Origin of the sequence: Mesorhizobium sp. (assembly GCF_017306585.1) — a bacterium.
Lineage (GTDB): Bacteria > Pseudomonadota > Alphaproteobacteria > Rhizobiales > Rhizobiaceae > Mesorhizobium.
On sequence record NZ_JAFKIC010000107.1, the window covers coordinates 60,393 to 83,431 of the forward strand.

The 23,039-nt window shown below is 63.8% G+C and carries 24 protein-coding genes and 1 tRNA gene; 11 read left to right on the forward strand and 14 right to left on the reverse strand.

Features of this window, described 5'->3' with window-relative positions:
- Window positions 1-215 precede the first annotated feature (215 nt).
- Together J0I79_RS04545 and J0I79_RS04550 are read left to right on the forward strand one after the other, a co-directional pair.
- Window positions 216-1,202 (forward strand): ABC transporter permease, encoded by a 987-nt coding sequence (locus J0I79_RS04545; protein ID WP_292855416.1) that lies wholly within the window; start codon window positions 216-218, stop codon window positions 1,200-1,202.
- Entirely contained in the window at window positions 1,202-2,005 is an 804-nt protein-coding gene (locus J0I79_RS04550; RefSeq protein ID WP_292855417.1) for an ATP-binding cassette domain-containing protein, read from the forward strand. The genes J0I79_RS04545 and J0I79_RS04550 overlap by 1 nt, the downstream gene beginning before the upstream one ends.
- A gap of 188 nt (window positions 2,006-2,193) precedes the next feature.
- On the opposite strand, the gene J0I79_RS04555 is transcribed toward J0I79_RS04550, so the two are convergent.
- A tRNA-Met gene (locus J0I79_RS04555) sits at window positions 2,194-2,270 on the reverse strand.
- 241 nt (window positions 2,271-2,511) lie between these two features.
- Here J0I79_RS04555 and J0I79_RS04560 point away from each other — a divergent pair.
- On the forward strand, window positions 2,512-3,477 hold the full coding sequence (locus tag J0I79_RS04560; RefSeq protein WP_292855418.1) for a Gfo/Idh/MocA family oxidoreductase: 966 nt from the start codon (window positions 2,512-2,514) through the stop codon (window positions 3,475-3,477).
- A gap of 44 nt (window positions 3,478-3,521) precedes the next feature.
- Here J0I79_RS04560 and mnmA read toward each other — a convergent pair whose 3' ends face one another.
- The gene (gene mnmA / locus J0I79_RS04565) at window positions 3,522-4,712 is read right to left on the reverse strand and encodes a tRNA 2-thiouridine(34) synthase MnmA (protein ID WP_292855419.1); all 1,191 of its coding nucleotides are present in this window, start codon (window positions 4,710-4,712) and stop codon (window positions 3,522-3,524) included.
- Window positions 4,713-5,003: 291 nt separating this feature from the next.
- Between mnmA and J0I79_RS04570 the strand changes: the two genes are divergently transcribed.
- Entirely contained in the window at window positions 5,004-5,279 is a 276-nt protein-coding gene (locus J0I79_RS04570; protein WP_006203587.1) for a DUF1153 domain-containing protein, read from the forward strand.
- A gap of 82 nt (window positions 5,280-5,361) precedes the next feature.
- Here J0I79_RS04570 and J0I79_RS04575 read toward each other — a convergent pair whose 3' ends face one another.
- The gene (locus J0I79_RS04575) at window positions 5,362-6,288 is read right to left on the reverse strand and encodes an NADP-dependent oxidoreductase (RefSeq protein ID WP_292855420.1); all 927 of its coding nucleotides are present in this window, start codon (window positions 6,286-6,288) and stop codon (window positions 5,362-5,364) included.
- A gap of 89 nt (window positions 6,289-6,377) precedes the next feature.
- On the opposite strand from J0I79_RS04575, the gene J0I79_RS04580 reads away from it, so the two are divergent.
- The gene (locus tag J0I79_RS04580; RefSeq protein ID WP_292855421.1) at window positions 6,378-6,776 is read left to right on the forward strand and encodes a helix-turn-helix domain-containing protein; all 399 of its coding nucleotides are present in this window, start codon (window positions 6,378-6,380) and stop codon (window positions 6,774-6,776) included.
- Between the two features lie 100 nt (window positions 6,777-6,876).
- Here the strand turns inward: J0I79_RS04580 and J0I79_RS04585 are convergent, their stop codons facing one another.
- Window positions 6,877-7,254 carry a flagellar export protein FliJ gene (locus tag J0I79_RS04585; protein ID WP_140705050.1) on the reverse strand — a complete coding sequence of 126 codons (378 nt, stop codon included), beginning with the start codon at window positions 7,252-7,254 and terminating at the stop codon, window positions 6,877-6,879.
- Between the two features lie 451 nt (window positions 7,255-7,705).
- On the opposite strand from J0I79_RS04585, the gene ctrA reads away from it, so the two are divergent.
- Window positions 7,706-8,401, forward strand: coding sequence for a response regulator transcription factor CtrA (ctrA, locus tag J0I79_RS04590; RefSeq protein ID WP_006203583.1), 696 nt, complete (start codon window positions 7,706-7,708; stop codon window positions 8,399-8,401).
- A 94-nt stretch (window positions 8,402-8,495) separates the two neighbouring features.
- On the opposite strand, the gene J0I79_RS04595 is transcribed toward ctrA, so the two are convergent.
- Window positions 8,496-8,864, reverse strand: a complete 369-nt coding sequence (locus J0I79_RS04595; protein ID WP_056578130.1) for a response regulator — start codon at window positions 8,862-8,864, stop codon at window positions 8,496-8,498.
- Between the two features lie 243 nt (window positions 8,865-9,107).
- Window positions 9,108-9,737, reverse strand: a complete 630-nt coding sequence (gene chpT, locus J0I79_RS04600) for a histidine phosphotransferase ChpT (protein WP_292855422.1) — start codon at window positions 9,735-9,737, stop codon at window positions 9,108-9,110.
- 341 nt (window positions 9,738-10,078) lie between these two features.
- Between chpT and J0I79_RS04605 the strand changes: the two genes are divergently transcribed.
- Window positions 10,079-10,660, forward strand: coding sequence for a DUF1134 domain-containing protein (locus tag J0I79_RS04605; RefSeq protein WP_292855423.1), 582 nt, complete (start codon window positions 10,079-10,081; stop codon window positions 10,658-10,660).
- A 141-nt stretch (window positions 10,661-10,801) separates the two neighbouring features.
- A complete protein-coding gene (locus J0I79_RS04610; protein ID WP_292855424.1) occupies window positions 10,802-11,983 on the forward strand; it encodes a hypothetical protein in 1,182 nt (393 codons plus the stop codon).
- Window positions 11,984-12,003: 20 nt separating this feature from the next.
- On the opposite strand, the gene J0I79_RS04615 is transcribed toward J0I79_RS04610, so the two are convergent.
- The 5 genes from J0I79_RS04615 to J0I79_RS04635 form a co-directional block, all read right to left on the reverse strand.
- Window positions 12,004-12,798 (reverse strand): RNA methyltransferase, encoded by a 795-nt coding sequence (locus tag J0I79_RS04615; RefSeq protein ID WP_292855425.1) that lies wholly within the window; start codon window positions 12,796-12,798, stop codon window positions 12,004-12,006.
- Window positions 12,799-12,893: 95 nt separating this feature from the next.
- Window positions 12,894-13,238 carry a metalloregulator ArsR/SmtB family transcription factor gene (locus J0I79_RS04620; protein ID WP_292855464.1) on the reverse strand — a complete coding sequence of 115 codons (345 nt, stop codon included), beginning with the start codon at window positions 13,236-13,238 and terminating at the stop codon, window positions 12,894-12,896.
- Window positions 13,239-13,393: 155 nt separating this feature from the next.
- Window positions 13,394-14,179 carry a HugZ family protein gene (locus J0I79_RS04625; protein ID WP_292855426.1) on the reverse strand — a complete coding sequence of 262 codons (786 nt, stop codon included), beginning with the start codon at window positions 14,177-14,179 and terminating at the stop codon, window positions 13,394-13,396.
- A 7-nt stretch (window positions 14,180-14,186) separates the two neighbouring features.
- Entirely contained in the window at window positions 14,187-14,948 is a 762-nt protein-coding gene (locus J0I79_RS04630; RefSeq protein WP_292855427.1) for a 3-hydroxyacyl-CoA dehydrogenase, read from the reverse strand.
- A gap of 74 nt (window positions 14,949-15,022) precedes the next feature.
- Window positions 15,023-15,547: an N-acetyltransferase gene (locus J0I79_RS04635; protein WP_292855428.1), complete on the reverse strand. Its 525-nt coding sequence runs from the start codon at window positions 15,545-15,547 to the stop codon at window positions 15,023-15,025.
- Between the two features lie 265 nt (window positions 15,548-15,812).
- On the opposite strand from J0I79_RS04635, the gene J0I79_RS04640 reads away from it, so the two are divergent.
- Window positions 15,813-16,805, forward strand: a complete 993-nt coding sequence (locus J0I79_RS04640) for a glutathione S-transferase family protein (protein ID WP_292855429.1) — start codon at window positions 15,813-15,815, stop codon at window positions 16,803-16,805.
- Here the strand turns inward: J0I79_RS04640 and J0I79_RS04645 are convergent, their stop codons facing one another.
- Window positions 16,806-17,303, reverse strand: a complete 498-nt coding sequence (locus J0I79_RS04645; RefSeq protein ID WP_292855430.1) for an NUDIX domain-containing protein — start codon at window positions 17,301-17,303, stop codon at window positions 16,806-16,808. It lies immediately after the preceding gene.
- A gap of 53 nt (window positions 17,304-17,356) precedes the next feature.
- Between J0I79_RS04645 and J0I79_RS04650 the strand changes: the two genes are divergently transcribed.
- A complete protein-coding gene (locus J0I79_RS04650; protein ID WP_292855431.1) occupies window positions 17,357-18,295 on the forward strand; it encodes a metallophosphoesterase in 939 nt (312 codons plus the stop codon).
- Window positions 18,296-18,313: 18 nt separating this feature from the next.
- Here J0I79_RS04650 and J0I79_RS04655 read toward each other — a convergent pair whose 3' ends face one another.
- On the reverse strand, window positions 18,314-19,456 hold the full coding sequence (locus J0I79_RS04655) for a hypothetical protein (RefSeq protein ID WP_292855432.1): 1,143 nt from the start codon (window positions 19,454-19,456) through the stop codon (window positions 18,314-18,316).
- A gap of 140 nt (window positions 19,457-19,596) precedes the next feature.
- Here J0I79_RS04655 and J0I79_RS04660 point away from each other — a divergent pair, with 140 nt between their 5' ends.
- Window positions 19,597-22,386: an autotransporter domain-containing protein gene (locus J0I79_RS04660; protein ID WP_292855433.1), complete on the forward strand. Its 2,790-nt coding sequence runs from the start codon at window positions 19,597-19,599 to the stop codon at window positions 22,384-22,386.
- A gap of 22 nt (window positions 22,387-22,408) precedes the next feature.
- On the opposite strand, the gene J0I79_RS04665 is transcribed toward J0I79_RS04660, so the two are convergent.
- Entirely contained in the window at window positions 22,409-23,017 is a 609-nt protein-coding gene (locus tag J0I79_RS04665; RefSeq protein ID WP_292855434.1) for a hypothetical protein, read from the reverse strand.
- Window positions 23,018-23,039 lie beyond the last annotated feature (22 nt).

Below are 23,039 nucleotides of genomic sequence, written 5' to 3' on the forward strand. Positions count from 1 at the left end.
TTCACGCTTTTCCCGGAATTGCCTTGGAACTCTCCAGGCGGGTCCATGCCGGACAGGCTGTCGACAAGGTGGCCTCCGTCGCGGCATGGTTCCGTTCGTTTCCGGTCCGACCCTAGAGCCGGATGATTTCAGGTCGAATCGACCTGAAATCTGAATCCGCCTCTAAATCATGCTCTAGAGGCCAGGAATGAGGCGACTGTTCCAGAGGGGCGCTTATGACTTCGCCATCGGCACTTTCTTCAGGCGGCATATCGACGGTCGCGAAGAGGCTCATCGGCACGCCGTCGGTGGGGCCGCTGCTGGTGCTGCTCGCTTTCTGCGTGATCTTCTCGCTGACCAATCCACGTTTTCTCGCCACGCAGAACCTGTCGATCATTCTCCAGCAGACCGTGATCATCGGCACCCTGGCCATCGGCCAGACCTTGATCATCCTGACCGCCGGCATCGATCTCGCGGTCGGCGCGATATGCGTGCTGGGCACGATCCTGGCCGGGAAGCTGGCGAACAGCGGCTATGACCCGGTCCTGGCCATGGCGCTCGCCGTTCTTGCCTGCACGGCGGCGGGTGTCGCCGCGGGAAGCCTGATCAGCGGCCTGCGCCTGCCGCCTTTCATCGTCACCCTTGGCATTTTGGGCATCATCACCGCCGCGCTCAGGCTGATTTCGGCAGGCGGAGCCTTCGCGGTCAACGACGACTTTCTGGGCTGGACGGGAAGCACCATCCGCCTGCACGGTTTCGTGGTGACCTATGGCGTCATCATCATGCTCCTGCTCTACGCAGTGGTCTGGTTCCTGCTCAACCAGACCCAATGGGGACGGCATGTCTACGCGGTCGGCAACAACCCGGAAGCCGCCCGTCTCGTCGGCATACCTGTCGGCAGGCTTCTGCTCTCGGTCTACGTCCTTGCGGCCTTCATCTACGGGATCGCGGCGTGGCTGGCACTGGGCCGAATCCCCAATGCCGACCCCAATGCGCTGCAGACCGCCAATCTCGATTCCATCACCGCCGTCGTCATCGGCGGCACCAGCCTGTTCGGCGGTCGGGGCGGCCTGATGGGTACACTGATAGGCGCGCTGATCGTCGGTGTGCTGCGCAATGGGTTGACCCTCGCCGGCATCGATCCGCTCTGGCAGGATCTGATCACCGGCATTCTGGTGATCGTGGCGGTGGCGCTCGATCAGTTGACGAGAGGGAGGCGGTGATGGCGCCTGTCGAGCCGACAACGCAGGCGCCAGCCTCAACCGGCGTCATCCTCGAAGCGCGCAATCTGGTCAAGCGCTACGGCCATGTCACCGCTCTCGACGGTGTCGATTTCGAACTGCGTTCCGGCGAAATCCTGGCGGTGGTCGGCGACAATGGCGCCGGCAAGAGTTCGCTGATCAAAGCGCTGACCGGCGCACTCATCCCCGACAGCGGTGAAATCCTGCTGGACGGCCACCCCGTCCATTTCAAGGGTCCGCTGGAGGCACGCAAGCTCGGCATCGAGACCGTCTATCAGGACCTCGCCGTCGCGGCGGCGCTGGATATCTCCAGCAATCTGTTCCTCGGCCGGGAACGCCGCCGCCCAGGCTTTCTCGGCAATGTCCTGCGCATGCTCGACAAGAAGGGCATGCGCGCGGAAGCCGAGCGCAGCATGGCGGAGCTGAAATTCCGCCTGCCGTCGATAAGCTCCGCGGTCGAATCGCTGTCGGGCGGCCAGCGTCAGGGCGTCGCGGTCGCCAGGGCGGCATTGTTCGCCAAGAAACTTGCGATCATGGACGAACCGACGGCCGCACTCGGCGTGCGCGAGACGGGACAGGTTCTCGACCTGATCCGGGCAATCCGTCAGCGCGGACTGCCGGTCGTCCTCATCAGCCACAACATGCCGAACGTCTTTGAGATCGCCGACCGCATCCACATCATGCGCCTCGGCCGGCGTGCCGCCGTGGTCAGCCCCAAAACCCATACCATGGCCGACGTCGTCGCCATCATGACCGGCGCGGCGAAGGTCGAAGGACCGGCATAGGCCGAAGCGTCGGCTATCGAGACCTACCGTGGCATCAGCGTATGCCGGAGGCAGGCGGGTTTTGATTTCCGCTTGCGGAGGCGACCTGCCACCCTGCGGCCGTAAGAATTGATTTCATTGTGGAATGCAGCGCCACGATGCCACGGGAAACAGCATTTCCCAAGGCTTTTCGATGGATGCCGGGATTTTGGTAGCGGGAGAGGGACTTGAACCCCCGACCCCAGGATTATGATTCCCGTGCTCTAACCAACTGAGCTACCCCGCCAGGGCGGCGAAAGGCCCGAAATCCGCCTCAAATCGAAAGGCATTTCGGAGCGTTCGCCAAGGTCGCGCGGATATAAGGTTGGGAGGGCGAGCCTGTCAAGCTTCGAAACATTCCATATCGCCGCATATTCTCATTGCCCGAAAAAGCTTTGCCGTGCCTGCATTTGGTTGCAGCCGCCGGGGTTGAGTTCGAAGGGGCACGTCGCTATGTCTCGACCACGAGTTTTTAGAGTTTGAAACAGATGAAGCCGCGCATTGCAGTCCTCGGTTGCGGATACTGGGGCTCAAACCACATCCGCACCCTCAAGGCGCTTGGCGCGCTGCATGCCGTTTCCGACGCCAACAAGGCCCGCGCCGAAGGTTTTGCCAGCGAACAGGACTGCCTGGCGATCGAGCCCGACCAGCTCTTTGCCCGCGATGATATCGATGCCATCGTCATGGCCCTGCCGCCGCAGTTCCATGCCGATCTTTCCGTGCGCGCCGTCGAGAGCGGCAAGGACGTGCTGGTCGAAAAGCCGATCGCGCTGACCGTGCCGGACGCGGAGCGCTCGGTGCAGGCGGCCAAGGACAATGGCCGCGTCTTCATGGTCGGCCATGTCCTGCGCTTCCATCCGGCCTTCGAGACGCTGAAAGGGCTGATCGACAAGGGTGAACTGGGTGAGGTCCGCTACATCCACTCGCACCGGCTCGGCCTCGGCAAATTCCACACCGAAAACGACGCGCTGTGGGATTTGGCGCCGCACGACCTGTCGATGATCCTGGCGATCACCGGCACCGAACCGATCGAGGTGCGCGGCGAGGGGGCAGCACTGCTCGACAACCTCAGCGATTTCGCGCACCTGCACATGCGTTTTCCCAACGGGTTGCGCAGCCATCTGTTCACGTCGCGGCTCAATCCTTACCGCGAGCGGCGGCTGACCGTGGTTGGCACCAAGGCGATGGCGGTGTTCGACGATGTGGAGCCGTGGGAGCGCAAGCTTGCCGTCTACCGCCACGCGGTCTGGCAGGACAGTGGCCAATGGGCCTTCACCACGAACGAGCCGTCCTATGTGGCGGTCGCGCAGGGCATGCCGCTGACGCGGGAGCTGGAGCATTTCATCCAGTGCATCGAGACGCGCGCAGAACCGCGCACCAGCGGCGAGGAAGCGATCAGGGTGCTGCGCATCCTGACGGCTGGCACGGTCGCCCACACCAAGTCCAAATCCTGAATCCCCAACGGGGCCGTCCGTGCTTTCGCCGGAGGGCGAAGTGACTATTCGGCTGGAATTTGCGCCGGCCGGGCGGCAAGCCGGCTGAGCATAGCTTCGGCCTCGGCGCCACGCTCGGAGCGCTCGATGAAGCCGCCGCCGAAAACGCGGGCCTCGTTGCCGTCGTCGGAATAGAGCACGCAGGCCTGTCCGGGCGCGATGCCGGACTCGCCATCAGCCAATTCCACCGACGTGACACCTGCCTCGTGGCGCAGCACCGCCGGGCGCGGCGGCCTGGTCGAGCGCACCTTGGCGAACAGCTCGATGCCGCCGGCGGGCACATCGGCGAGCGCGCCGTCCCCCAGCCAGTTCATGTTGCGCAGATAGATCTTGTGCGTCTCCAGCGCCTCGCGCGGGCCAACGACGACGCGGGCCCGCTCGGCGTCGAGATGGACGACATAAAGCGGCTCGCCCGACGCGATGCCGATGCCGCGGCGCTGGCCGATCGTGTAGCGCAGTATGCCTTCATGCCGGCCAAGCACGCGCCCGTCTATATGGACGATGTCGCCCGGATTGGCCGCGCTCGGCTTCAGCTTGGCGATAATGTCGGAATACTTGCCCTGCGGCACGAAGCAGATGTCCTGGCTGTCCTGCTTGGCGGCGACCGTCAGTCCCATCTCCTCGGCGATGGCGCGCACCTGCGGCTTCGACAGGCCGCCGAGGGGAAAGCGCAGATAATCGATCTGCGCCTGCGTGGTGGCGAACAGGAAATAGCTCTGGTCGCGGTCGGCGTCGACCGGCCGGTATAGCGCACGATGGGCGCCGTTGGCGCCGGAGCGGATATAATGGCCGGTGGCGAGCGCGTCCGCGCCAAGCTCCTTGGCGGTGGCCAGAAGATCGGCGAACTTCACCGTCTGGTTGCAGGAGACGCAGGGGATAGGCGTCTCGCCGGCGACATAGCTCTCGGCGAAAGGATCGATGACCGCCTTGCGGAAACGCTCCTCGTAGTCGAGCACATAGTGGGGAATGCCAAGCGTCTCCGAGACGCGGCGGGCATCGTCGATGTCCTGGCCGGCGCAGCATGAACCGGCGCGGTGCGTCGCCGCGCCATGATCGTAAAGCTGCAAGGTGACGCCGACGACATCGTAGCCCTCGCGCTTCAACAGGCCGGCGACCACGGAGGAATCCACACCGCCCGACATGGCGACGACGATGCGGGTGTTTTCGGGACGTCCGGGAAGATCGAGGCTGTTCATGATGCTTTCATTCTGCGCGGCATCTCAAATGCCAATGTCGAGAATATAGGTCAAGCTTTCCAGCGGCGCCAGCTTGCAGGGCCATTCCCTCATTGCCCCAGGATTCCCGCAAGCGCGTGTATTTCTTTCAGCTAAATCAGCGCTTCGGGCCTGATGATTCAAATGCCTGCGAAAAGACTAACGCGGCGTTCACGATCCTTACCTAGTCATTAGGGTCTGCTTAGGCAATTTTTAAAGCTGTGGCGGTAACGTGGCCGGGATTGGGTCTTTGAGTTTTTTGTAGAGAGTACGATGACCGATCTGGTTAGACCTAGAGTCAAGTATGTTATCGGGCCCGACGGCAGCCCCCTTACGATTGCCGATCTGCCGCCGACGAACACGCGTCGCTGGGTCATCCGGCGCAAGGCGGAAGTGGTTGCAGCGGTGCGCGGCGGACTTTTGAGCCTGGAAGAGGCCTGCCAGCGCTACAAGCTGACCACCGAGGAATTCCTGTCCTGGCAGGCGTCGATCGACGAATATGGCCTGGCCGGGCTGCGCACCACGCGCATCCAGCAATACCGGCACTAGGCCGGCCGAAATATGATCAAAGGGCGCGGTTTACCGCGCCCTTTTGCTTTTCAAGGCATTTTCCCGCTCCCTGAAGCGCTGGTCAGACCGTCAGCGCCACCTTGCCGATCGGCCTGGTGGCCAGGAAGGCGTGGGCGGCCCCGGCCTGGTCGAGCGGAAAGGTCCGGGCGACATGGACGACGAGCTTGTTCGCCTCGATCAACCGGGCAAGCTCGATGAGGCCCTCGCGGTCGGGAACTACCGACATGCGCTCGACACGGATACCGCGCGAATTGCCGTCGGCGCGCGTGGCGTCGTTGACATTGAGCAACGACACCAGCACGCCGCCGCGCTTCAGCACCTTCAGCGAGCGATCGGCATGGTCGCCGCCGATCGGCTCCAGCACCAGGTCGATGTCGTGGACCTGGCTGGTGAAGTCACCCTTGGTGTAGTCGATCACCTCATCGGCGCCGAGCTTGCGGACGAAGTCGAGCTTGTCGGGGCTGGCAGTGGCAATGACATAGGCGCCGCGCGCCTTGGCGATCTGCACGGCGAGATGGCCGACGCCGCCGGCCCCCGCATGGATCAGCACGCGCTGGCCGGACTTCAGCCCGCCATGGCGCACAAGGCCTTGCCAGGCGGTGAGGCCTGCCAGCGGCAATGCGCCGGCCTGGATATGGTCCGCGCCCTTCGGCTTCAGCGCGATCTCGTCGGCGGGAACGGCGGCCAGTTCTGCATAGGCGGCGGCCTGCTTGGGGAAGCGCGGCATGCCGAACACCTCGTCGCCGATCTTGAAACCGGTGACGCCGGCACCCAGCGCCTCGACGGTGCCCGAGATGTCCCAGCCGAGAATGAAGGGCGGCTCGCCAAGCAGCTTGTAGTAACCGGCGCGCACGGCGCCATCGACAGGGTTGATGCCGGCTGCCCTGACCCGGACCAGGACTTCGCCGGCCTTAGGCGAGGGGTCGGGCTGTTCCGAGATGACGAGGACGTCGGGGCCGCCGACGGAATTCTGGATAACGGCACGCATTGGATCTCTCCTGCTGGGTTGGTGCCACTATCATTTGGATAGTAATATCGTCTTGTCCAGTATGTACCTCAGTGATATATAGGTACCTCATGGATAGTGACTTCGACTCCCCTTTCGGCTACGACGCGTACAGGCGCACATGTCCCTCGCACACTGTGCTGGAGATGCTGGCCAGCAAATGGGTCTATCTGGCGGTCTGCGCGCTGCGCAAAGGCCGGCAGCGCAATGGCGAGCTTGCCCGCAAGCTCGAGGGCATCACGCCGAAGATGCTGACGCAGACGGTACGTGTGCTGGAGCGCGATGGCCTGGTGCGGCGGGAAGTCTATCCGGTCATTCCGCCACGCGTCGAATATGAACTGACCGAGCTCGGCCAGAACCTTGCCGGATTGCTCACGCAGATCAGGTCATGGGCCGAAGAACATGCGCCCGATATCAAGGATGCCCGCGCCAGGGCGGCTGCGGCCAATGATGGGGAATGGACCGCCTAGGGCGGCAATTGCCGGCTGGGATTCGACTGGTGCCGGATCGAGGCTGTCGCTGGACGGGTGCGCGTCCGCGACAAAGCAGGTGACGGGAATGCCGGCCGGTTCAGCCGATCATGGCGCTGCGGCCGCCGGTTTCAGCTTCGCGGATCTTGGTGTCGCGCGATTCCAGCATTTCGGCCTTGGAAAGCTCCGCTTCAGCTTCGCCGAGTAATGATTCGGCGGCGCTTCGCTGCTGGGCGAGGTCGCCTTGGGAATTTCTGAGATTGTCGCGGCGCAGGCGCGCCGCCTTGGCGAAAGTCGGATAGGCGAAATGATTGATGTCGGTGATGCCGGCCTTCTTTTCCTCGGCGGTGATCTGAAGCTCCAGCTCGACGGCCATGCGCTCGAACTCGGCGATCATCATGTCGAGCTGCAGCAGCTGGCGCCGCTTCTCATTCACCTGAAACTGTTTCAGCCGAACGAGGTTTTCACGTGACTTCATGATTCGGTACTCCCGGAAACGCACACCCGCACATATCGTCCATCCGCCCGCAAAAGCTCAGGCGGTGCCCGTTTCCACCGGGTTTCCCGGTACTATGGGAAACAAAACCCTAAAGTTTTTTGCCGACGGTAACCATTCGTTTACGGGCATTGTTAATCATACGGGTCAGGGCTTAAGGCCGGGTAAAAATTCCGGCCGCCGAAGCGGAAGCTGCGTCGATGAGTCCCTGGAGTCACTTAGTCCAGGTTGTTAATGTGTTGCATTAGGAATTTGGGTCTGTGATTCGTTATTAGATTCAAGAGGGTGTAGAAAGGGGTTAAAAAATCTGATACCGTCATGGACGGGAAATTAGGTTTTGTTAACCATTCAATGGCAGCCTCTGCACAAGGCAACCACTGCTCCGGGGCAGGACGGGTCGTGAAATGGTCCGGCAGCAGAAAAGGGGAATGAAATGCGTGTTCTGCTGATAGAAGATGACAGTGCAACCGCACAAAGCATCGAGCTGATGCTGAAATCGGAAAGTTTCAACGTCTACACGACCGACCTCGGCGAAGAGGGTGTCGATCTAGGCAAGCTCTACGACTACGACATCATCCTTCTCGATCTCAATCTGCCCGACATGTCCGGCTACGAGGTCTTGAGAACGCTTCGCCTCTCCAAGGTAAAGACGCCGATCCTCATCCTCTCCGGCATGGCCGGCATCGAGGACAAGGTCCGCGGCCTCGGTTTCGGCGCCGACGACTACATGACCAAGCCGTTCCACAAGGACGAGCTGGTGGCGCGCATCCATGCCATCGTGCGTCGCTCCAAGGGCCACGCCCAGTCGGTCATCACCACCGGCGATCTGGTGGTCAATCTCGACGCCAAGACGGTTGAGGTCGGCGGCCAGCGCGTGCACCTTACCGGCAAGGAATACCAGATGCTGGAGCTGCTCTCGCTGCGCAAGGGCACCACGCTCACCAAGGAAATGTTCCTTAACCACCTCTATGGCGGCATGGACGAGCCGGAACTGAAGATCATCGACGTCTTCATCTGCAAGCTGCGCAAGAAGCTCGACGCGGCGTCCGGCGGCCAGAACTATATCGAGACCGTCTGGGGCCGCGGCTATGTGCTGCGCGAGCCCGAGGACATCCGCGTCAGCGCCTGAGCGCCGGCGTCTTACAGGCATCCCTGATGAAAAACCCGGCTACGGCCGGGTTTTTTGCGTCATGGGCTACTGATGAGGGTGGCCTGACCCAGCGTCAGGCGGCGATCTTCAGGGTGCGGAAGCGCTCGAGCAGCTGAGGGCGATTGAACGGCTTCAGAAGATAGCCCTGGGCGCCGGCGCGCTTGGCCCGCATGATCGAGGCGATGTCGAGCTCGACCAGCGAGATCAGGATCTGCGGCTTGATCGGGCTTTCCATGGCGCGCACGCGACGGATGAGGTCGACGGCCTGCACGTCGGGCAGGGCGCCGTCGACGACGATAATGTCGGGCATGTCGGCGGCGCACATTTCCAGCGCGTCGAGCCCGCTGGCCGCTTCGATGACCATCATGTCGGAACCGCCCAAGATGCGTTTTGCAACCTTCCTGATGACGCTTGAATCATCGACGAACATGCAGCGTTTCATTTCCGGTCCTCTTTGCCGGTTGGCAATCCGGTTGTGGCGGGGCGTCCGGCATTCACCATAGGCCGATCTGGTAAAAAAGCCGAAAAGCCTTTAGGTAAAATTTTTGCAAAGATGCTCTTCGAGGCGCTGTTCTTTGCAATGCTTGGCTCTCGACCATACGGCGAAGCTCATTGCGCCGGCATCGAGATGCCGGAGCAATATTTCAAGCTGAAATACTTGTTTTTACGAAAAGAAAGGTCGCCTTCAGGCCGCCGACAGCACGATTTCTTCCGCCGTCGCGTGGATCGATATCGTCATGCCGGCCTCGCGGGCAAGCAGCAGCGTGTAGTAGGGCTGCACCGAATGCGCGTCGATCGGTTCCTCCGGCTTGTGGCCGGAATGCAGTTCGAGGAATTTCGGCGGCACGCGCAGCATCGGGCCGGCCGCCGAAAGCGAAAAGCGCGGCTCGGTTTCGAGGTTTTCGAGGGTGACGACCAGCTTGCCGCCGCGCGGGATGGCGGCATTGGCGACCAGGATCAGGTTGAGCAGCAGCTTGACTTTGTTCTTGGGCAGCAGAGCGCGCGGCCCGTTCCATGTCAGTTCCGGCTTCTCGTTCTTGAGGAAGGCGATGGCAACCGCTTCCGCGTCGCCGGTGTCGATCAGCATGCCGGCGGAGCCGGCGGCGCCAAAGGCGATGCGGGCGAACTGCAGGCGGGCCGAGGCATTCTTGGCGCTCTGGCGGATGAGCCGCATGGCGTCTTCGTCGGCGCCGCCCTCGTCGAGCAGTTCGAGCCCGTTGTTGATCGCGCCGACCGGCGAGATGATGTCATGGCAGACGCGGCTGCACAGGAGTGCAGCCAGGTCAGGGGCGGAAAGGGTGAACAGATCGGCCATCGGTGAAAATCCCTGCAAATTCCACTAGTCGTGACCGGGCGACCTGGTATCGCGCCGCCCGCACGAATCACGCTCCAACCCGAGGCTTTCTGAATACACAGCACTCGTACGTACAGCAACAAACCCAAAATTGTCGTCGGGGCAAATGGTGTGTTCGCGCAGGCTCGAGGCACCGCGCGATCCCCAAAGCCAGCCTTCGAACCGCCATCTTCCTGTGCGAGTTAATGGTTGAAAAAGAATTACGGCATAGTTTGCCCCTAACAGTCATCCTTAACGGCCGCCTAAAGAGCCGTACGGATGCGAGGCGTCGGCGAAAATGCTCCCTGACGGAGATTGGAAGCATGTTTTCCCGATACTACGACCGGAGCTTTCTCCGTGTCCTCTCACTGGCGGTCACGCTCCTGGGCGTTCTCGTCTTCTCGACCTCAGCCCTGCGAGCCCAGGAGTACACCGCTCAGGAAATCATTGATTCCGGCCACAAGTTTTTCGGGGCGACGTCGGGCGGCCTGGCCACGGTGGTCGAGAAGATTTTCGCCTCCTACGGCCTGCCAAACGGCTATCTACTTGGCGAGGAAGGGTCCGGCGCGCTGATCGGCGGCCTGACCTACGGCGAAGGCACGCTCTACACCAAGAATGCCGGCGACCACAAAGTGTTCTGGCAGGGCCCGTCGCTGGGCTGGGATTTCGGCGGCGAAGGCTCGCGGGTGATGATGCTGGTTTACAACCTCGACGATGTCGGCAACCTCTACAACCGTTATGGCGGCGTCGCCGGTTCGGCCTATGTGGTGGCGGGGGTCGGCTTCAATGTGCTGAAGAACAACAATGTGCTGCTGGTGCCGATCCGCACCGGTGTCGGCGCGCGGCTCGGCGTCAACCTCGGCTATCTCAAGCTTACCGAGCGAGCGACCTGGAACCCGTTCTGAGCCTCTTTGTTGCAACCACAACGTGATTTGTAGGTCCATGACCCCCTATGCGCCGCGGCAGGCCCTTGCCGCGGCGCCGGATTTCCGCCATCCCAATGTGGTACGGTCCGGTTCAAGTGGCCGTCGATAGCGGGTAGTCCTTTGGTTCAGTCGGTTCTGTTCTTTGCCCTAGGCTTTCTCTGTGCCGGCTTTCTGGCGCTCATCATCGCGCCGGCGGTCTGGCGGCGGGCCGTCGCATTGACGCGGCGGCGCATCGAAGCCTCGATCCCGCTGACGCAGTCCGAGATTCAGGCCGACAAGGACCGGGTGCGGGCCGAATATGCCATGTCGACGCGCCGCCTGGAGATGAACGTCAAGGCGCTGCGCGAGAAGGCGGCCGAACAACTCGTCGAGATCAATCGCGGCCGCGAAGCGCTGAAGGGGCTGGCTGTCGAGCGCACCGACAAGAACCAGGCGCTCGCGGATCTCGGCGCCAAGAACGAGGCATTGCGGCAGCGCGAAGAGGAACTGCATCAGCTTTCCGACCGGCTCAAGGAAACCGAACGCAAGCTGGAAAAGCGGGCGCTCGAACTGGAGAAGCTGGAGCACATGTATGACGATGCCAGTTTTGCCTCCAGCAGCCGCCAGATCGAACTCGTGGCGCGCGAGTCCGAATTGCAGAAGCTCGCCAGCGATATCGCGCTGCTGCGCGGACAGCGCAAGGAGGCGGATCGGCGTCAGCAGGAAATCGCGGCCGAAAGCAAGGCCGCCCGCGAAGCGCTGAAGGCCGAGAAGAAACGGGGGGCTGAACTCGACAAGAAGGTCGAGCGGCTGCTGGCGACGCTCGCCGACCGCGAAGACAAGCTCGATCGCCGCGAAAAGGAACTGGTGCGGCTGCGTGAAAAAGCCAAGGCCGAGGACGGCGGCCCGGCCCTGCGGCTCGTCGGCAAATCCAATCAAGCACGGCCGGATGAGCCGGCGCCGAATGGGGAGGGAAGGCATCCCGATGCCGCCGGCCGCGATGACGTCGACCGGGCGATCGCCAAGCTCGAGAGCGATCGCGAACGGTTGGAGACGCGGCTGACGGCGCTGGCGCGCGAGAACAAGCGGCTGAAGGCCGATCTCGGCGCGATGGCCCCGTCGGGCCCGATGAATGGCGGCGCCGCGCTGCGTGAACAGATGAACGAACTGGCTGCCGAGGTCGTGCACCTCACGGCCAAGCTCGAAGGGCCGGATTCCCCGATCGCCAAGGCGCTGGCCGCGCCCCAGGACAACCGGCCCGACAGCGGCGACCGCAGCCTCGCCGACCGCGTGCGCGACCTGCAGAAGGCCGCCGCGAACTGAGGCATTTCCCGATGCGCCCCTCAGCGCGAAAAATGATGCAGCGCAATGGCTGACGCGGCCGCCACGTTCAGGCTGTCGAAACCTGGCGACATGGCGATGCGCACCGTTTGCAGCGTGGCGAGCAGGCTTTCGGGCAGTCCTTCACCCTCGGTGCCGAGATAGAGCGCAAGGCGTTCGCCGCGCCGGGCGTCGCGTATGTCGGTCCGGCCGCGCGGCGATAGCGCGAACTGGTCATAGCCTCGGCGGCCGAGTTCCGCCGTGAAGCCTGGCGTGTCGGTGAAGGATGCGAAAGGAACCTTGAGCGCCGCGCCTACCGAAACGCGGATTGCCTTGCGGTAGAGCGGGTCGCAACAGGTTGAACCCATCAGCACCGCGTCGGCGCCGAAGGCTGCGGCGTTGCGGAAGATCGCGCCCATATTGTCGTGGTTGGCGATGCCGACGAGCACGACGAGGAGGGCGCGTGCGGGCAAGGTTTCGAGCAAGGCCTCCGCCGGCTGCGGCGCCTGCTTGCGGCCGATGGCCAGAATGCCGCGATGCATGTGGAAACCGGCGATGGTGTCCATCACCGCGCCGCTGACGACATAGACCGGCAGGTCGGCGGGTGCCTTGCGCAATATGTCGTTCAGGCCAGCGAGCCGGTTCTCCAGAACCAGAACGGATTCCGCGCCGAAGCGCGCGGAAGACAAAAGCAGGTCGAGCACCACCTTGCCCTCGGCGACGAAGCGGCCTTGCCGGCCGGCGAGATCGCGTTCGCGAATGTCGAGATAGGCAGCCACGCGAGGATCGCGTGGATCGTCGATGCGCGTTGGCTCCATGGTCTCCGCTCAATGATCAAAGCCTGGTTCGTGTTGCGGACACGAGCCAGGCTCCGGAAATCGTCGGTGAGGTAAGCGGCAGCGAAGCGGCCCGGTCAAGTGCCGGCGCGGCGCAATCTCTGTGCCATCTGCGACAGGTCTTCCTTGCCGTCGCCGAAGATACCATCCAGCATGACGAGCAGTTCGCGTACCGCGTCGGATTTGCAGGAGTAGTAGATCATCTGCCGGTCGCGGCGGGTCTCAACCAGGTCGAGCGCGCGCAGCTTGGCCAGGTGCTGGGAAAGGGCGGACTGGCTCAGCATCACCTTTTCGGCGATGGCGCCGACCGACATTTCACCGTCGATCAGATAGCTCATGATCAATAGCCGTTTCTCGTTGCCCATGAGCATGAGAAATTCGGCCGCCGATTCGGCGTTGGCGATTAGCTTTGTCGAGACCATGAATGCCCCATGCTGTTTGCTCATCGAGGCGCCATGGGGGCAATGGAGCCTGAATCCATAAACTCACTTGTGAAAGGCGGCTGACGAGTCAGCACCACCGCCAAAGCCTAGATCATTTCTTCCAAATCTCAAGCGTTGCTTTTGATCAAATGCGATTAAGTATCGCCTTGTGCCTGCGCGGCGGTCCGTCCATTGCGGGCCATATCGACCAGAACGGGCCGTAATTCCCTTGCGTTTACCAGGGGTTGCGGGAAGAAAACCCGGCAAACATCGTCGCCGCGGGATAAATCCATGCCATCGGCGTCAAAACCGGCGATGGTCCAGCCTTCGCCGGAGGCCCCGGCAAAATGATGTGCATAAACGTCGATCGCGTCGAGATGGTCCGCGTTCATGTGCTCGAGCGCGGATTGTTCGCTTGCTCCAAGCTCCTCGACGACGGAGCCTGTGGTGACGAGATCGGTCCGGTCGAGCAGATAGGCCTTGCCGAAGCCGCCATTGAGGCTGGCGCGCGCCGGTTCGAGGCGGAAGATCGAGAAATCGCCGAGGGCTGAATAGAGTTTTGCCTTGGGATTGCGGTTGAGATAACGGCGCTCGGCCCGGGCGTGGTCGCCCGATCCGCGTTCGAGGCGCGTCGCCTGGCAGACAAGGCTCAGGCGCGGGTGCGCCAGCGGGTCGCCCTTGCCGGGCTCGCCGAGCAGCAGCGAACAGCGCGGATCGGCAAGCAAGGCTGGCGTGTGCGCCGAAAGCATCGACACCAGGATAAGCGGCACGCCATCGATGTCGGTGGCTACGCCCACCCGGCTCGCCAGCGGCATGCCGGTTTGCGGCTCCAGCACTGCCAGCGCGCCGTAACGGGCACTGCGCAGAAGCGTTTTCGCCAACTGCACCGCCTCGGCATCGGTCTCGCGGATCACGTCCTTCCTGCGGTCTTCCACGGACATGCCTCGCCTATTTCGGCGCCATGCGGATGGCGCCGTCGAGGCGGATGGTCTCGCCGTTCAGCATCTGGTTCTCGACGATGTGCAGGGCGAGCGCGGCATATTCGGACGGCTCGCCGAGCCGGGACGGGAAGGGCACCGCCGCGCCGAGCGAATCCTGCACCTCCTGCGGCATGCCGGCCATCATCGGCGTCTTGAAGATGCCGGGCGCGATGGTGCAGACCCGGATGCCGGAGCGGGCGAGATCGCGCGCCACCGGCAGCGTCATGCCGACCACGCCGCCCTTGGAGGCGGAATAGGCGGCCTGGCCCATCTGGCCGTCATAGGCGGCGACGGAGGCGGTGTTGACGATCACGCCACGTTCGCCGCCCTGCAGCGCCTCGAGTTTGGCGGCGCGGTCGGCGACGAGGCGGATCATGTTGAAGGTGCCGATCAGATTGACCTCGATCACCTTGCGGTACTGGTCGAGCGGATGGGGACCGTCCTTGCCGACGGTCTTCACGCCGATGGCGATGCCGGCGCAATTGACCAGGATGCGCGGCTCGCCAAGTTTTGCCGCGGCCTCGGCGATGGCGGCGGCGCCGCTATCGGCGCTGGCGACGTCGCATTGGACGGCCATGCCGCCGATCTCGCCGGCGACCTTGGCAGCGCGGTCGATGCCGACATCGAGAATGGCGACGCGGGCGCCCTTCGCGGCAAGCGCACGCGCCGTCGCCTCGCCAAGGCCGGAGCCTCCTCCGGTCACGATCGCGATCTGGCCGTTCGGATTCATGGCGTCATCCCTTCCTGCGAGAACGAGCTTTCCTGTGAGGACTGATCAGGCCCCGTTCGACCAACAAGGTCAAGCTAGGCGTGCTCTGCGATCCTGGCTTGGCTGGCGTGGCCGACCTCGCCGGTGAGCCTCGCAACCGCTCCCGGGATGATCTCATGCGACAGCAAGCGGTCGAGATCGACGGGGCGCGGCATCGAGATCTGGCCGCGCGGGATGCGCTTGAAGCCGAGCGGCCCGTAATAGGGCTCGTCGCCGACCAGCATGACGGCCGGTGCACCGGCCTTGGCGGCGGCTTCGAGCGCGATCGCCACCAGGCGGCGGCCGATGCCGAGATTCTTGAAAGCGGGGCGCACCGCAAGCGGCCCAAGCATCAGGGCGCGGCCGGCGCCGGCCGCTATGCGGGTCATGCGCACCGAGGCGATGACGACGTCGCCGTCGACCGCGACGAAGGACAGCGCGCGCTCGTGGCCGCCGGCCTCGCGGATCTTGTAGGCGGCCAGCACGAAACGGCCGGGGCCGAAGGCCTCGTCGTTGATGGCTTCGATTTCAGGGTCATGCGCCGGAGTTTCCGGCAGGTATTTCACGTCGGCAAGGCTCATGGTCTTTGCGTTCCGGTAAGGAGAAAGGTTTGCTGCAAACGGCAGCGTTCGCCAGTCAGCGCTTCATCAAGCGCGGGCGCCCTTTCGTCGTCGGTCGAACCGGATCAAGGCAAAGTCGAACATGCGGATTGTCCGCTAGCATCAATTTTGCGCCTCTGCAATCGACGCATTGGCTGGCCCATCCGATTGACGATCTGTTCAGCCTGGGCGATTTCCGTCTTGCCGCATTGCGTCCTACATCTGGGGAAACGCGAAAGGACTTCCCATGGGATTACTGGTCGACGGCAAATGGCAGGACCGCTGGTATGACACCAAGGAGAGCGGCGGCAAGTTCGTGCGGGCACAATCGCAGTGGCGCGACTGGATCACCCGTGACGGCAAGCCGGCCGAGGGCCGCGGGCGCGGCTTCAAGGCCGAACCGGGCCGCTATCACCTCTATGTCTCGCTTGCCTGTCCCTGGGCGCACAGGACATTGATCTTCCGGGCGCTGAAAAAGCTCGAGGGCATCATCTCGGTGTCGGTCGTCCACCACTTCATGGGCGCCAATGGCTGGGCGTTCTTGGCGCAGGACGGCGCCACCGGCGATACGCTCTACAGCCTCGACTTCCTGCACCAGATCTATACCCGGGCCGATCCTGCCTATTCCGGCCGGGTGACGGTGCCGGTGCTCTGGGACAAGCAGGAGCAAACCATCGTCTCCAACGAATCCTCCGAAATCATTCGGATGCTGAATTCCGCCTTCGACGAATGGGGCGATGCCAACGTCGATTTCTATCCGGAAGCGTCGCGCGGCGAGATCGACGCGATCAACGCGCTGGTCTATCCCGCGATCAACAATGGCGTCTACCGCGCCGGCTTCGCCACTACGCAGGCCGCCTACGAGGAAGCGTTCGGCGAGTTGTTCTCCGCGCTCGACACGCTGGAGGAGCGGCTGTCGAAGCAACGCTATCTCGTTGGCGATCGCATCACCGAAGCCGACTGGCGGCTGTTCACGACGCTGGTGCGTTTCGACCCGGTCTATGTCGGGCACTTCAAATGCAACCTGCGCCGCATCGCCGACTATCCGAACCTGTCGAACTATCTGCGCGACCTCTACCAGGTGCCCGGTGTCGCAGGCACCGTGAACCTGCACCACATCAAGGCGCACTACTACGGTAGCCACGACACGATCAACCCGACGCGGATCGTGCCGGTCGGGCCGGAACTGGACTATGGCGAGCCGCATGATCGGGGGCGGTTCAGCACGCCGGTGGCCTGACTACCAATAGGCTGAAGCAACCTCATTCCCAAAAACCTCAGCGATCCGCCGCAGCGTCGCCGGCGTCGTGCCTTCCGGCAAGCGGTCGAGCGGGAAGAAGCCGGCCTCGGCGATCTCGTGGTCTGGCAGTTTCGGCGCCGTCTGGCCGAAATGCTCGATCAGATAGAGGCCGACATGGTCGCGGCGGCTGGAGCGGCGGTTGAAATGCATCGACTTCAGGACAGGCGGGGCGGTGAGCCTGATGTTGCCTTCCTCTGCCAGCTCGCGCTCCAGCGCCTCGGCCAGCGTCTCGCCGACCTCGACGCCGCCGCCGGGAAGCTGCCAGCCGGGCACATAGGTGTGGCGGATGAGGAAGACAGAATTGGACGCCTTGTCGTGGACGAGGCCGCGCACGCCCAATGTCATCGGCCGCCGCAGCACGAAATAGAGGTGGAACAGACGGGCCCTCAAGCCCGGCCATCCGGTCTGGCGGAAAGCGGCTTCCGGATCGGTCGTCATCAATAGCAAAACCGTGGGTGGAAAGGCGCGCGCCTGTCGCCTATGAAAGGTGCATGTTCAGGCTCGCGCATATTTCCGATGTCCATCTTGGCCCGTTGCCCGATGTATCCTATCGCGATCTCGCGTCCAAGCGCGTGCTCGGTTATGTGAACTGGCAGCGCAACCGCCGCCGCCACATGCATGATGCCGTGATCGATGCGATTACGGCCGACATCAAGGCGCAGAACCCGGACCATCTCGCCGTCACCGGCGACCTCGTCAACCTTGCGCTCGACGGCGAGATCGAGATGGCCAAACACTGGCTGGAAACGCTGGGGCCGCCGCACGATGTTTCGGTGGTTCCGGGCAATCACGACGCCTATGTGCCGGGCGCCTTCGACAAGGTCTGCCGCTCCTGGGCGGCCTGGATGAGCGGCGACGGCGTCAACGCACCGGTCGACCGCAACGCGTTTCCCTATCTGCGCGTGCGCGGCAATGTCGCGCTGATCGGTGTCTCGACGGCGCGAGCCACCGCACCCTTCATGGCCAACGGCTTCTTCATGGAAGGGCAGGCGGAACGGCTCGGCGCGATCCTGCGCGACACCGCCGGACAGGGCCTGTTCCGCGCCATCATGATCCATCACCCGCCGGTGCGCGGCGCCGTCTCGCAGCACAAGCGTCTGTTCGGCATAGCCCGCTTCCACAAGATCATCCGCCGGCATGGCGCCGAGCTCGTCCTGCACGGCCATTCGCACCTGCCGTCGCTGTTCCAGATCGGGGTTCGCGGCGCCAAGGTTCCGGTCGTAGGGGTCGCCGCCGCCGGGCAGGCGCCGGGCGGGAAGCATCCAGCGGCGCAGTACAATCTGTTCGACATCGATGGTGAGAAGGGCAACTGGCGCATCCGCCTGACCCGGCGCGGCCTGACAGGACCGGCAACGCCGCCGTCCGACCTGCAGACGGTTGAACTGGGTATGGATGCCGGTGCCTCGCTTGAGGCCGTTGGGCGCGGCTGAGCGACGGAGCCGCTCGGCCTACGGCGCGGCGCCGGACGACAGTGCGATATCGCGCAATATCCGCATGGCGAGCCTGACCAGCTCGACCTGGGTGCGGGCGCCGGTCTTGGCAAGTGCCGTGTGCAGATGGAAGCGCGCGGTATGGATGGTCACGCCCTCGCGCTCCGCGAAACTCTTGAGGTCGTCGTCCATTGCCAGTGCCGCCACCACCCGTGCGGCTCCTTTCGGCAGATTCATCGCTTGTTCGAGGAGTTCGGCCGGCATGAGCGGCCGGCCCGCCGGATCGTGGACCAGGACGATGGTGCCGGCGCGGCCGCGCCGGTCCCAGTCCATCTCGGCCAGAACAGCTGTTCCCGGCGCGACCAGAACGACATAATCGCGTTCGCCACTGGGCCGTGGCACGGTGACCATTCCGCCGGCGCCGCCAAGAGACACATCGCGCAGCAACTCATCGCAACGCCGTCTCGCCGCGACATTGGCGGGCACGGGACGTCCGGAACGGTCGAGGGCCAGACCGTCCGGCTTGCGCACGATGGCACGCATGGCGGCATTGATGAAGATCGCGCTGCCCTGCTGGTCGAGCAGCGCCATACCGGCCGGCAGCCTGTCCATCGCGGCCTGCAGCCCCAGGGTCTTCGCTTCCATGCGGTGGAAGGCCTGACGCAGCTGCAGGGCGCGCCTGATATGAGGTATCAATCGCTCGAGCCGGGCGATGTCATCATCGTCGAAGCCAGGCCGGTCGCTGCCGCGCTGCAGACCGATGAGCGAGAATCGCGCCCGGTCGCGCAACAGCGTGCCGCCAAGCGTCTCGACGAGGCCGATGGGGCGAAAGAATTCCTGTACGAACGGATCGTTGAGACGCATGTCCCTGCTCATCAACCTGTCCGTGCTCGAAGCCGCGCCGGGGGCCAGACCGGCAAAGATCGATGGCGCTGGGTCGATGTCGGAAAACTGCTCGGCGTAAAGGCGTTCGTGTTCGCTCAGCACGCCGCTGGTCAGGGCGAGGCTGCCTAGCATCGGCATGCGCGTATCGATGGATACCAGCGCGCCCGCCTGACAATCGAACATCGCCTGCGCGAAGACCAGCGCATCACGCAAGCTGGCATCCTCCGTGGCGCCGCGATAGAGCGCGTCCAGAAAACGCGTTTCCGTGTCTGCCATGCGCGGACTGCCTGCGACCATACCCCACCCCTCATCGCACGGGCCTCACGCCGCGATACTATCGATTTGAATAGCGTATGGCCAACCAAGCTGGGCTACCGCTCGGCGCAGGGGTTTATCCTGGCTTGCGCGGGGGCGGCATGTCTGAACTGGGATGGGACGATACATCAAACGGCGTGGCGCCTTATCACCGGCCAGTTGCTGCGAGTGGAAGGTATCCAAGGTCGGCGGCGGTTTTCCTTGCCGCCGCCCTGGCGTGGCCGCAGGCGGGCCTCGCCGACGATGTCGACATCGCCGCCAGCACCAATAACGGCATCTCGCTCGACGCCTATGTCGGGACAACCGCCAAGGTCGAAGCCGGCGTCACGGTCGGCAACACGACATTCACCCTGCACTGCAATACATTTCCGGCGATCTGCGCGACAAGCCATGCCTGGACGCTGACCAACAACGGCACGATAGGCTACACGCTTCTCAAGGCTGGCGGATCGGTCATCAATTACGGGACCGTCAGCGGGGTCGTCAATTCGATCTGGATCCAGGGCGGCACTATCGCCTCGGTCGACAACAAGCTCGGCGCCACCATAAGCGGCGCCATCGTTCTTGGCGAGAACGATCCGGTCGTCGGTACGGTGACGAATGCGGGGACAATCACCAGCAGCGGCCAGTCGATCGGGCTCTGGAATGGCGGCTCCGTCACCAATCTGGCGACGGGCATCATCCAGGGTCATGGCGGATCGAACGCCGTTGCCGTGGTTCAAGGGACAAGCCGCACTGTCGAAAATTACGGCCTCATCCAAAGCAATGACAGCGGCTACGCGACGGGCGTGTCGCTGCAGGCCGGCACCTTGACCAATTATTCGGGCGGCCGGATCCTCGGCGCCTACAATGCGGTCTGGACGTATACCGGCGCCAGCACGATCACCAACAATGGCTATCTCGAAGCTTCCAAGGCGCAAGGCGGCGGCTCGGCGATCGAGGTCGATGCCGGTGCGACCATCGTCAACACGGGAACCATCCGCTCCAGTTCGACCGATGGCTCCGATGCGGGCATTTTGTTCAACGGCGCCGGCAGTGTCACCAACAGCGGCGACATCGGCAGCCTTACAGGCGGCCTGGCCATCAAGTTCCAGGGCGCCGGCACGCACACGCTCAGCCTCGATACGGGATCGGCGCTTGGCGGCAACGTGCAGGGCGGCAGCGGCACGGACAATCTCGTGCTGCTCGGCACCGGCACCGAGAGCGCGGCCAGGTTTCTGGGGTTCGAGACATTGTCGATGCAAGGCGCCGACTGGACCATGACGGGCGTCGGTGCCTTTGCGACAAGCGCGACGGTCCAAGCCGGTGTGCTGCGTATCGAGGGGCAACTCGCCAGCCCGCAGATACAGGTGCTGTCGGGCGGCACGCTGGCCGGCACCGGCACCGTTGCCGGGGCGACCACGATAGGTTCCGGCGGCACGCTTGCGCCCGGCAATTCGATCGGTACGCTCAATGTGACCGGCGCGCTGACCCTGGCGCCGGGATCGTTCTTCGCGGTGGAGGCAGACGATGCCGGCCATGCCGACAAGGTGGTTTCGACCGGAGCCGCGATGATCCAGGGCGGCACGGTCAATGTGCTGGCGGCTGCGGGCAACTATGCACCGGCGACGACCTACACCATCCTGACCGCCAATGGCGGGCTCAGCGGGGCGTTTTCCGGCGTCACGTCGAATTTCGCCTTCCTGGCGCCGAGCCTGACCTATGACGCCAACAACGTCTATCTGACGCTCGACCGCAACAGCATCGATTTCGGCGCCATCGGCGGCACGCCCAACGAGCGGTCCGCCGGTCACGGCGTCGAGTCGCTGGCTTCGGGAAACCCGATCTACGACGCGATCCTGCCCCTCGATGCGGCTTCGGCTCGCGCTGCCTTCGACATGGTCTCGGGGGAAATCCATGCCTCGACGCGGACAGTTTTGATGGAAGACAGCCGGTTCGTTCGCGAGACGATGCTCGATCGGTTGCGTGCTGCCTTCACGGATGTGGGCGGAGTGCCGACGCCCGCGCTCGCTTATGCCGACGGTAACTCTGAGATAGACCCGTCGGACGGGAGCGGCGGCTTCTGGCTGCGTGGTCTCGGAGCGTGGGGGCACCGGGACAGTGATGGCAATGCCGCTGCCGTCAGCCGTGACATCGGCGGCTTCCTGGGCGGTGCGGACGGTCCCATCGGCGCCGGCTGGCGCATCGGCCTGATCGGGGGCTACAGCCGCTCGACGATCGAGGCCGGCGAGCGGGGCTCATCGGCAACCAGCGAGGACTATCATCTGGGCGTCTATGCCGGGACCGAATGGGGGGACATCGCCCTGCGGTCCGGTCTTGCCTACACGTGGCACGACATTGCGGCGCAACGGGCCGTCGCCTTCGGCGGGTTCGCCGAGACCCTGAAAAGCGGATATCACGCCGGCACGGCACAGGCCTTCGGGGAACTCGGCTACAGAATCGCGACGACGCGGGCCGCCGGCAAGGATATCGCCTTCGAACCCTTCGCCAATCTCGCCTATGTCAGGCTTTCGTCGGATGGCTTCGCCGAGAGTGGCGGCGAGGCCGGGCTTGGCGTTCAGGGCAGCCATGACAATGTCGCGCTGACGACGCTGGGGGTGCGTGTGGGCGCCGATGTCGACCTTGCCCGAGACACGAGGCTGGCCTTGCATGGCGTGCTGGGCTGGCGTCATGCCTTTGGCGACGCCAGCCCGGTCGCAACCATGAGTTTGCCCGGTGGAGCACCGTTCGACATCGCCGGAGTGCCAATGGCCGGCAGCGCGGCCATCGCCGAAGTTGGTCTCGACCTGGCGCTGAGTCCGTCGGCGAGGCTCGGTGTCTCCTACAATGGGCAATTCGGATCGGGCGGTACCGACCAGTCGCTGCGCGGCACGCTCACGCTGCGGTTTTGAATCACGAAAACCGCAGCCGGAACTAAAAGCTGATCTTCATGGCCGTGATGCGGTCCCAGAAGAGGGCGACCGATACCGCAAGGCCAACCAAAGCGCCGGCGGCGATCAAGCCAAGTCCGGACAGGAAAGCCGACCAGCCCTTGCCGCGCGTCGCGGCCCGCAGCGGCGGTTCCGCTTCCGCCACATCGGCGCGCTTCATTCCGGCCACGGCAGGTTCGACCCCGCCTTCCATCATCCTCTGACGCTCGACGATGCGCTCGGCGACATAGCGCGTCACGGAATCGGCGACCGGCTTCATGTCGGTCGATTCGGCGAGCACCACGCGGCCGATGCGGGTGTCCTTGAGGAAGCGGTAGGTGCGGCGGTCGCGCCCCATCGCGACATGGCTGACGGCGTCGATCCACAGGCGCGGTTGCAGTCCCGAAGAGACGACAAAGTCGAAACTGTCGATATCGGCAGGCACATCGGCGAAGACGGGGGCCAGTTCGGCGGCCAGCAGATCGAGCCGCATGCGATGCGCCTCGCGCATGTCGACGACGACATCGTCGCGGTCGGCGAAGGCATTCTTCACGTCACGGATGGCGTCGGACAGTTTCCTCGACTGGTCGATCTTCTCGCCTGCATCCTTCATCGGCGTTGCCTCGCGGGTTTGG

What these genes read in the sequence shown, in the direction of transcription:
- chpT (WP_292855422.1), bottom strand. Translation starts at nt 9,737, where the DNA reads ATGGCCGATCTGTTCACCCTTTCCGCCCCTGACCTGGCTGCACTCCTG.
- J0I79_RS04560 (WP_292855418.1), top strand. Translation starts at nt 2,512, where the DNA reads ATGAAGCCGCGCATTGCAGTCCTCGGTTGCGGATACTGGGGCTCAAAC.
- J0I79_RS04630 (WP_292855427.1), bottom strand. Translation starts at nt 14,948, where the DNA reads ATGAATCCGAACGGCCAGATCGCGATCGTGACCGGAGGAGGCTCCGGC.
- J0I79_RS04620 (WP_292855464.1), bottom strand. Translation starts at nt 13,238, where the DNA reads ATGGTCTCGACAAAGCTAATCGCCAACGCCGAATCGGCGGCCGAATTT.
- J0I79_RS04605 (WP_292855423.1), top strand. Translation starts at nt 10,079, where the DNA reads ATGTTTTCCCGATACTACGACCGGAGCTTTCTCCGTGTCCTCTCACTG.
- J0I79_RS04635 (WP_292855428.1), bottom strand. Translation starts at nt 15,547, where the DNA reads ATGAGCCTTGCCGACGTGAAATACCTGCCGGAAACTCCGGCGCATGAC.
- J0I79_RS04615 (WP_292855425.1), bottom strand. Translation starts at nt 12,798, where the DNA reads ATGGAGCCAACGCGCATCGACGATCCACGCGATCCTCGCGTGGCTGCC.
- J0I79_RS04625 (WP_292855426.1), bottom strand. Translation starts at nt 14,179, where the DNA reads ATGTCCGTGGAAGACCGCAGGAAGGACGTGATCCGCGAGACCGATGCC.
- J0I79_RS04650 (WP_292855431.1), top strand. Translation starts at nt 17,357, where the DNA reads ATGTTCAGGCTCGCGCATATTTCCGATGTCCATCTTGGCCCGTTGCCC.
- J0I79_RS04570 (WP_006203587.1), top strand. Translation starts at nt 5,004, where the DNA reads ATGACCGATCTGGTTAGACCTAGAGTCAAGTATGTTATCGGGCCCGAC.
- J0I79_RS04550 (WP_292855417.1), top strand. Translation starts at nt 1,202, where the DNA reads ATGGCGCCTGTCGAGCCGACAACGCAGGCGCCAGCCTCAACCGGCGTC.
- J0I79_RS04655 (WP_292855432.1), bottom strand. Translation starts at nt 19,456, where the DNA reads ATGGCAGACACGGAAACGCGTTTTCTGGACGCGCTCTATCGCGGCGCC.
- J0I79_RS04585 (WP_140705050.1), bottom strand. Translation starts at nt 7,254, where the DNA reads ATGAAGTCACGTGAAAACCTCGTTCGGCTGAAACAGTTTCAGGTGAAT.
- J0I79_RS04575 (WP_292855420.1), bottom strand. Translation starts at nt 6,288, where the DNA reads ATGCGTGCCGTTATCCAGAATTCCGTCGGCGGCCCCGACGTCCTCGTC.
- mnmA (WP_292855419.1), bottom strand. Translation starts at nt 4,712, where the DNA reads ATGAACAGCCTCGATCTTCCCGGACGTCCCGAAAACACCCGCATCGTC.
- J0I79_RS04545 (WP_292855416.1), top strand. Translation starts at nt 216, where the DNA reads ATGACTTCGCCATCGGCACTTTCTTCAGGCGGCATATCGACGGTCGCG.
- J0I79_RS04595 (WP_056578130.1), bottom strand. Translation starts at nt 8,864, where the DNA reads ATGAAACGCTGCATGTTCGTCGATGATTCAAGCGTCATCAGGAAGGTT.
- J0I79_RS04580 (WP_292855421.1), top strand. Translation starts at nt 6,378, where the DNA reads ATGGATAGTGACTTCGACTCCCCTTTCGGCTACGACGCGTACAGGCGC.
- J0I79_RS04640 (WP_292855429.1), top strand. Translation starts at nt 15,813, where the DNA reads ATGGGATTACTGGTCGACGGCAAATGGCAGGACCGCTGGTATGACACC.
- ctrA (WP_006203583.1), top strand. Translation starts at nt 7,706, where the DNA reads ATGCGTGTTCTGCTGATAGAAGATGACAGTGCAACCGCACAAAGCATC.
- J0I79_RS04660 (WP_292855433.1), top strand. Translation starts at nt 19,597, where the DNA reads ATGTCTGAACTGGGATGGGACGATACATCAAACGGCGTGGCGCCTTAT.
- J0I79_RS04665 (WP_292855434.1), bottom strand. Translation starts at nt 23,017, where the DNA reads ATGAAGGATGCAGGCGAGAAGATCGACCAGTCGAGGAAACTGTCCGAC.
- J0I79_RS04645 (WP_292855430.1), bottom strand. Translation starts at nt 17,303, where the DNA reads ATGACGACCGATCCGGAAGCCGCTTTCCGCCAGACCGGATGGCCGGGC.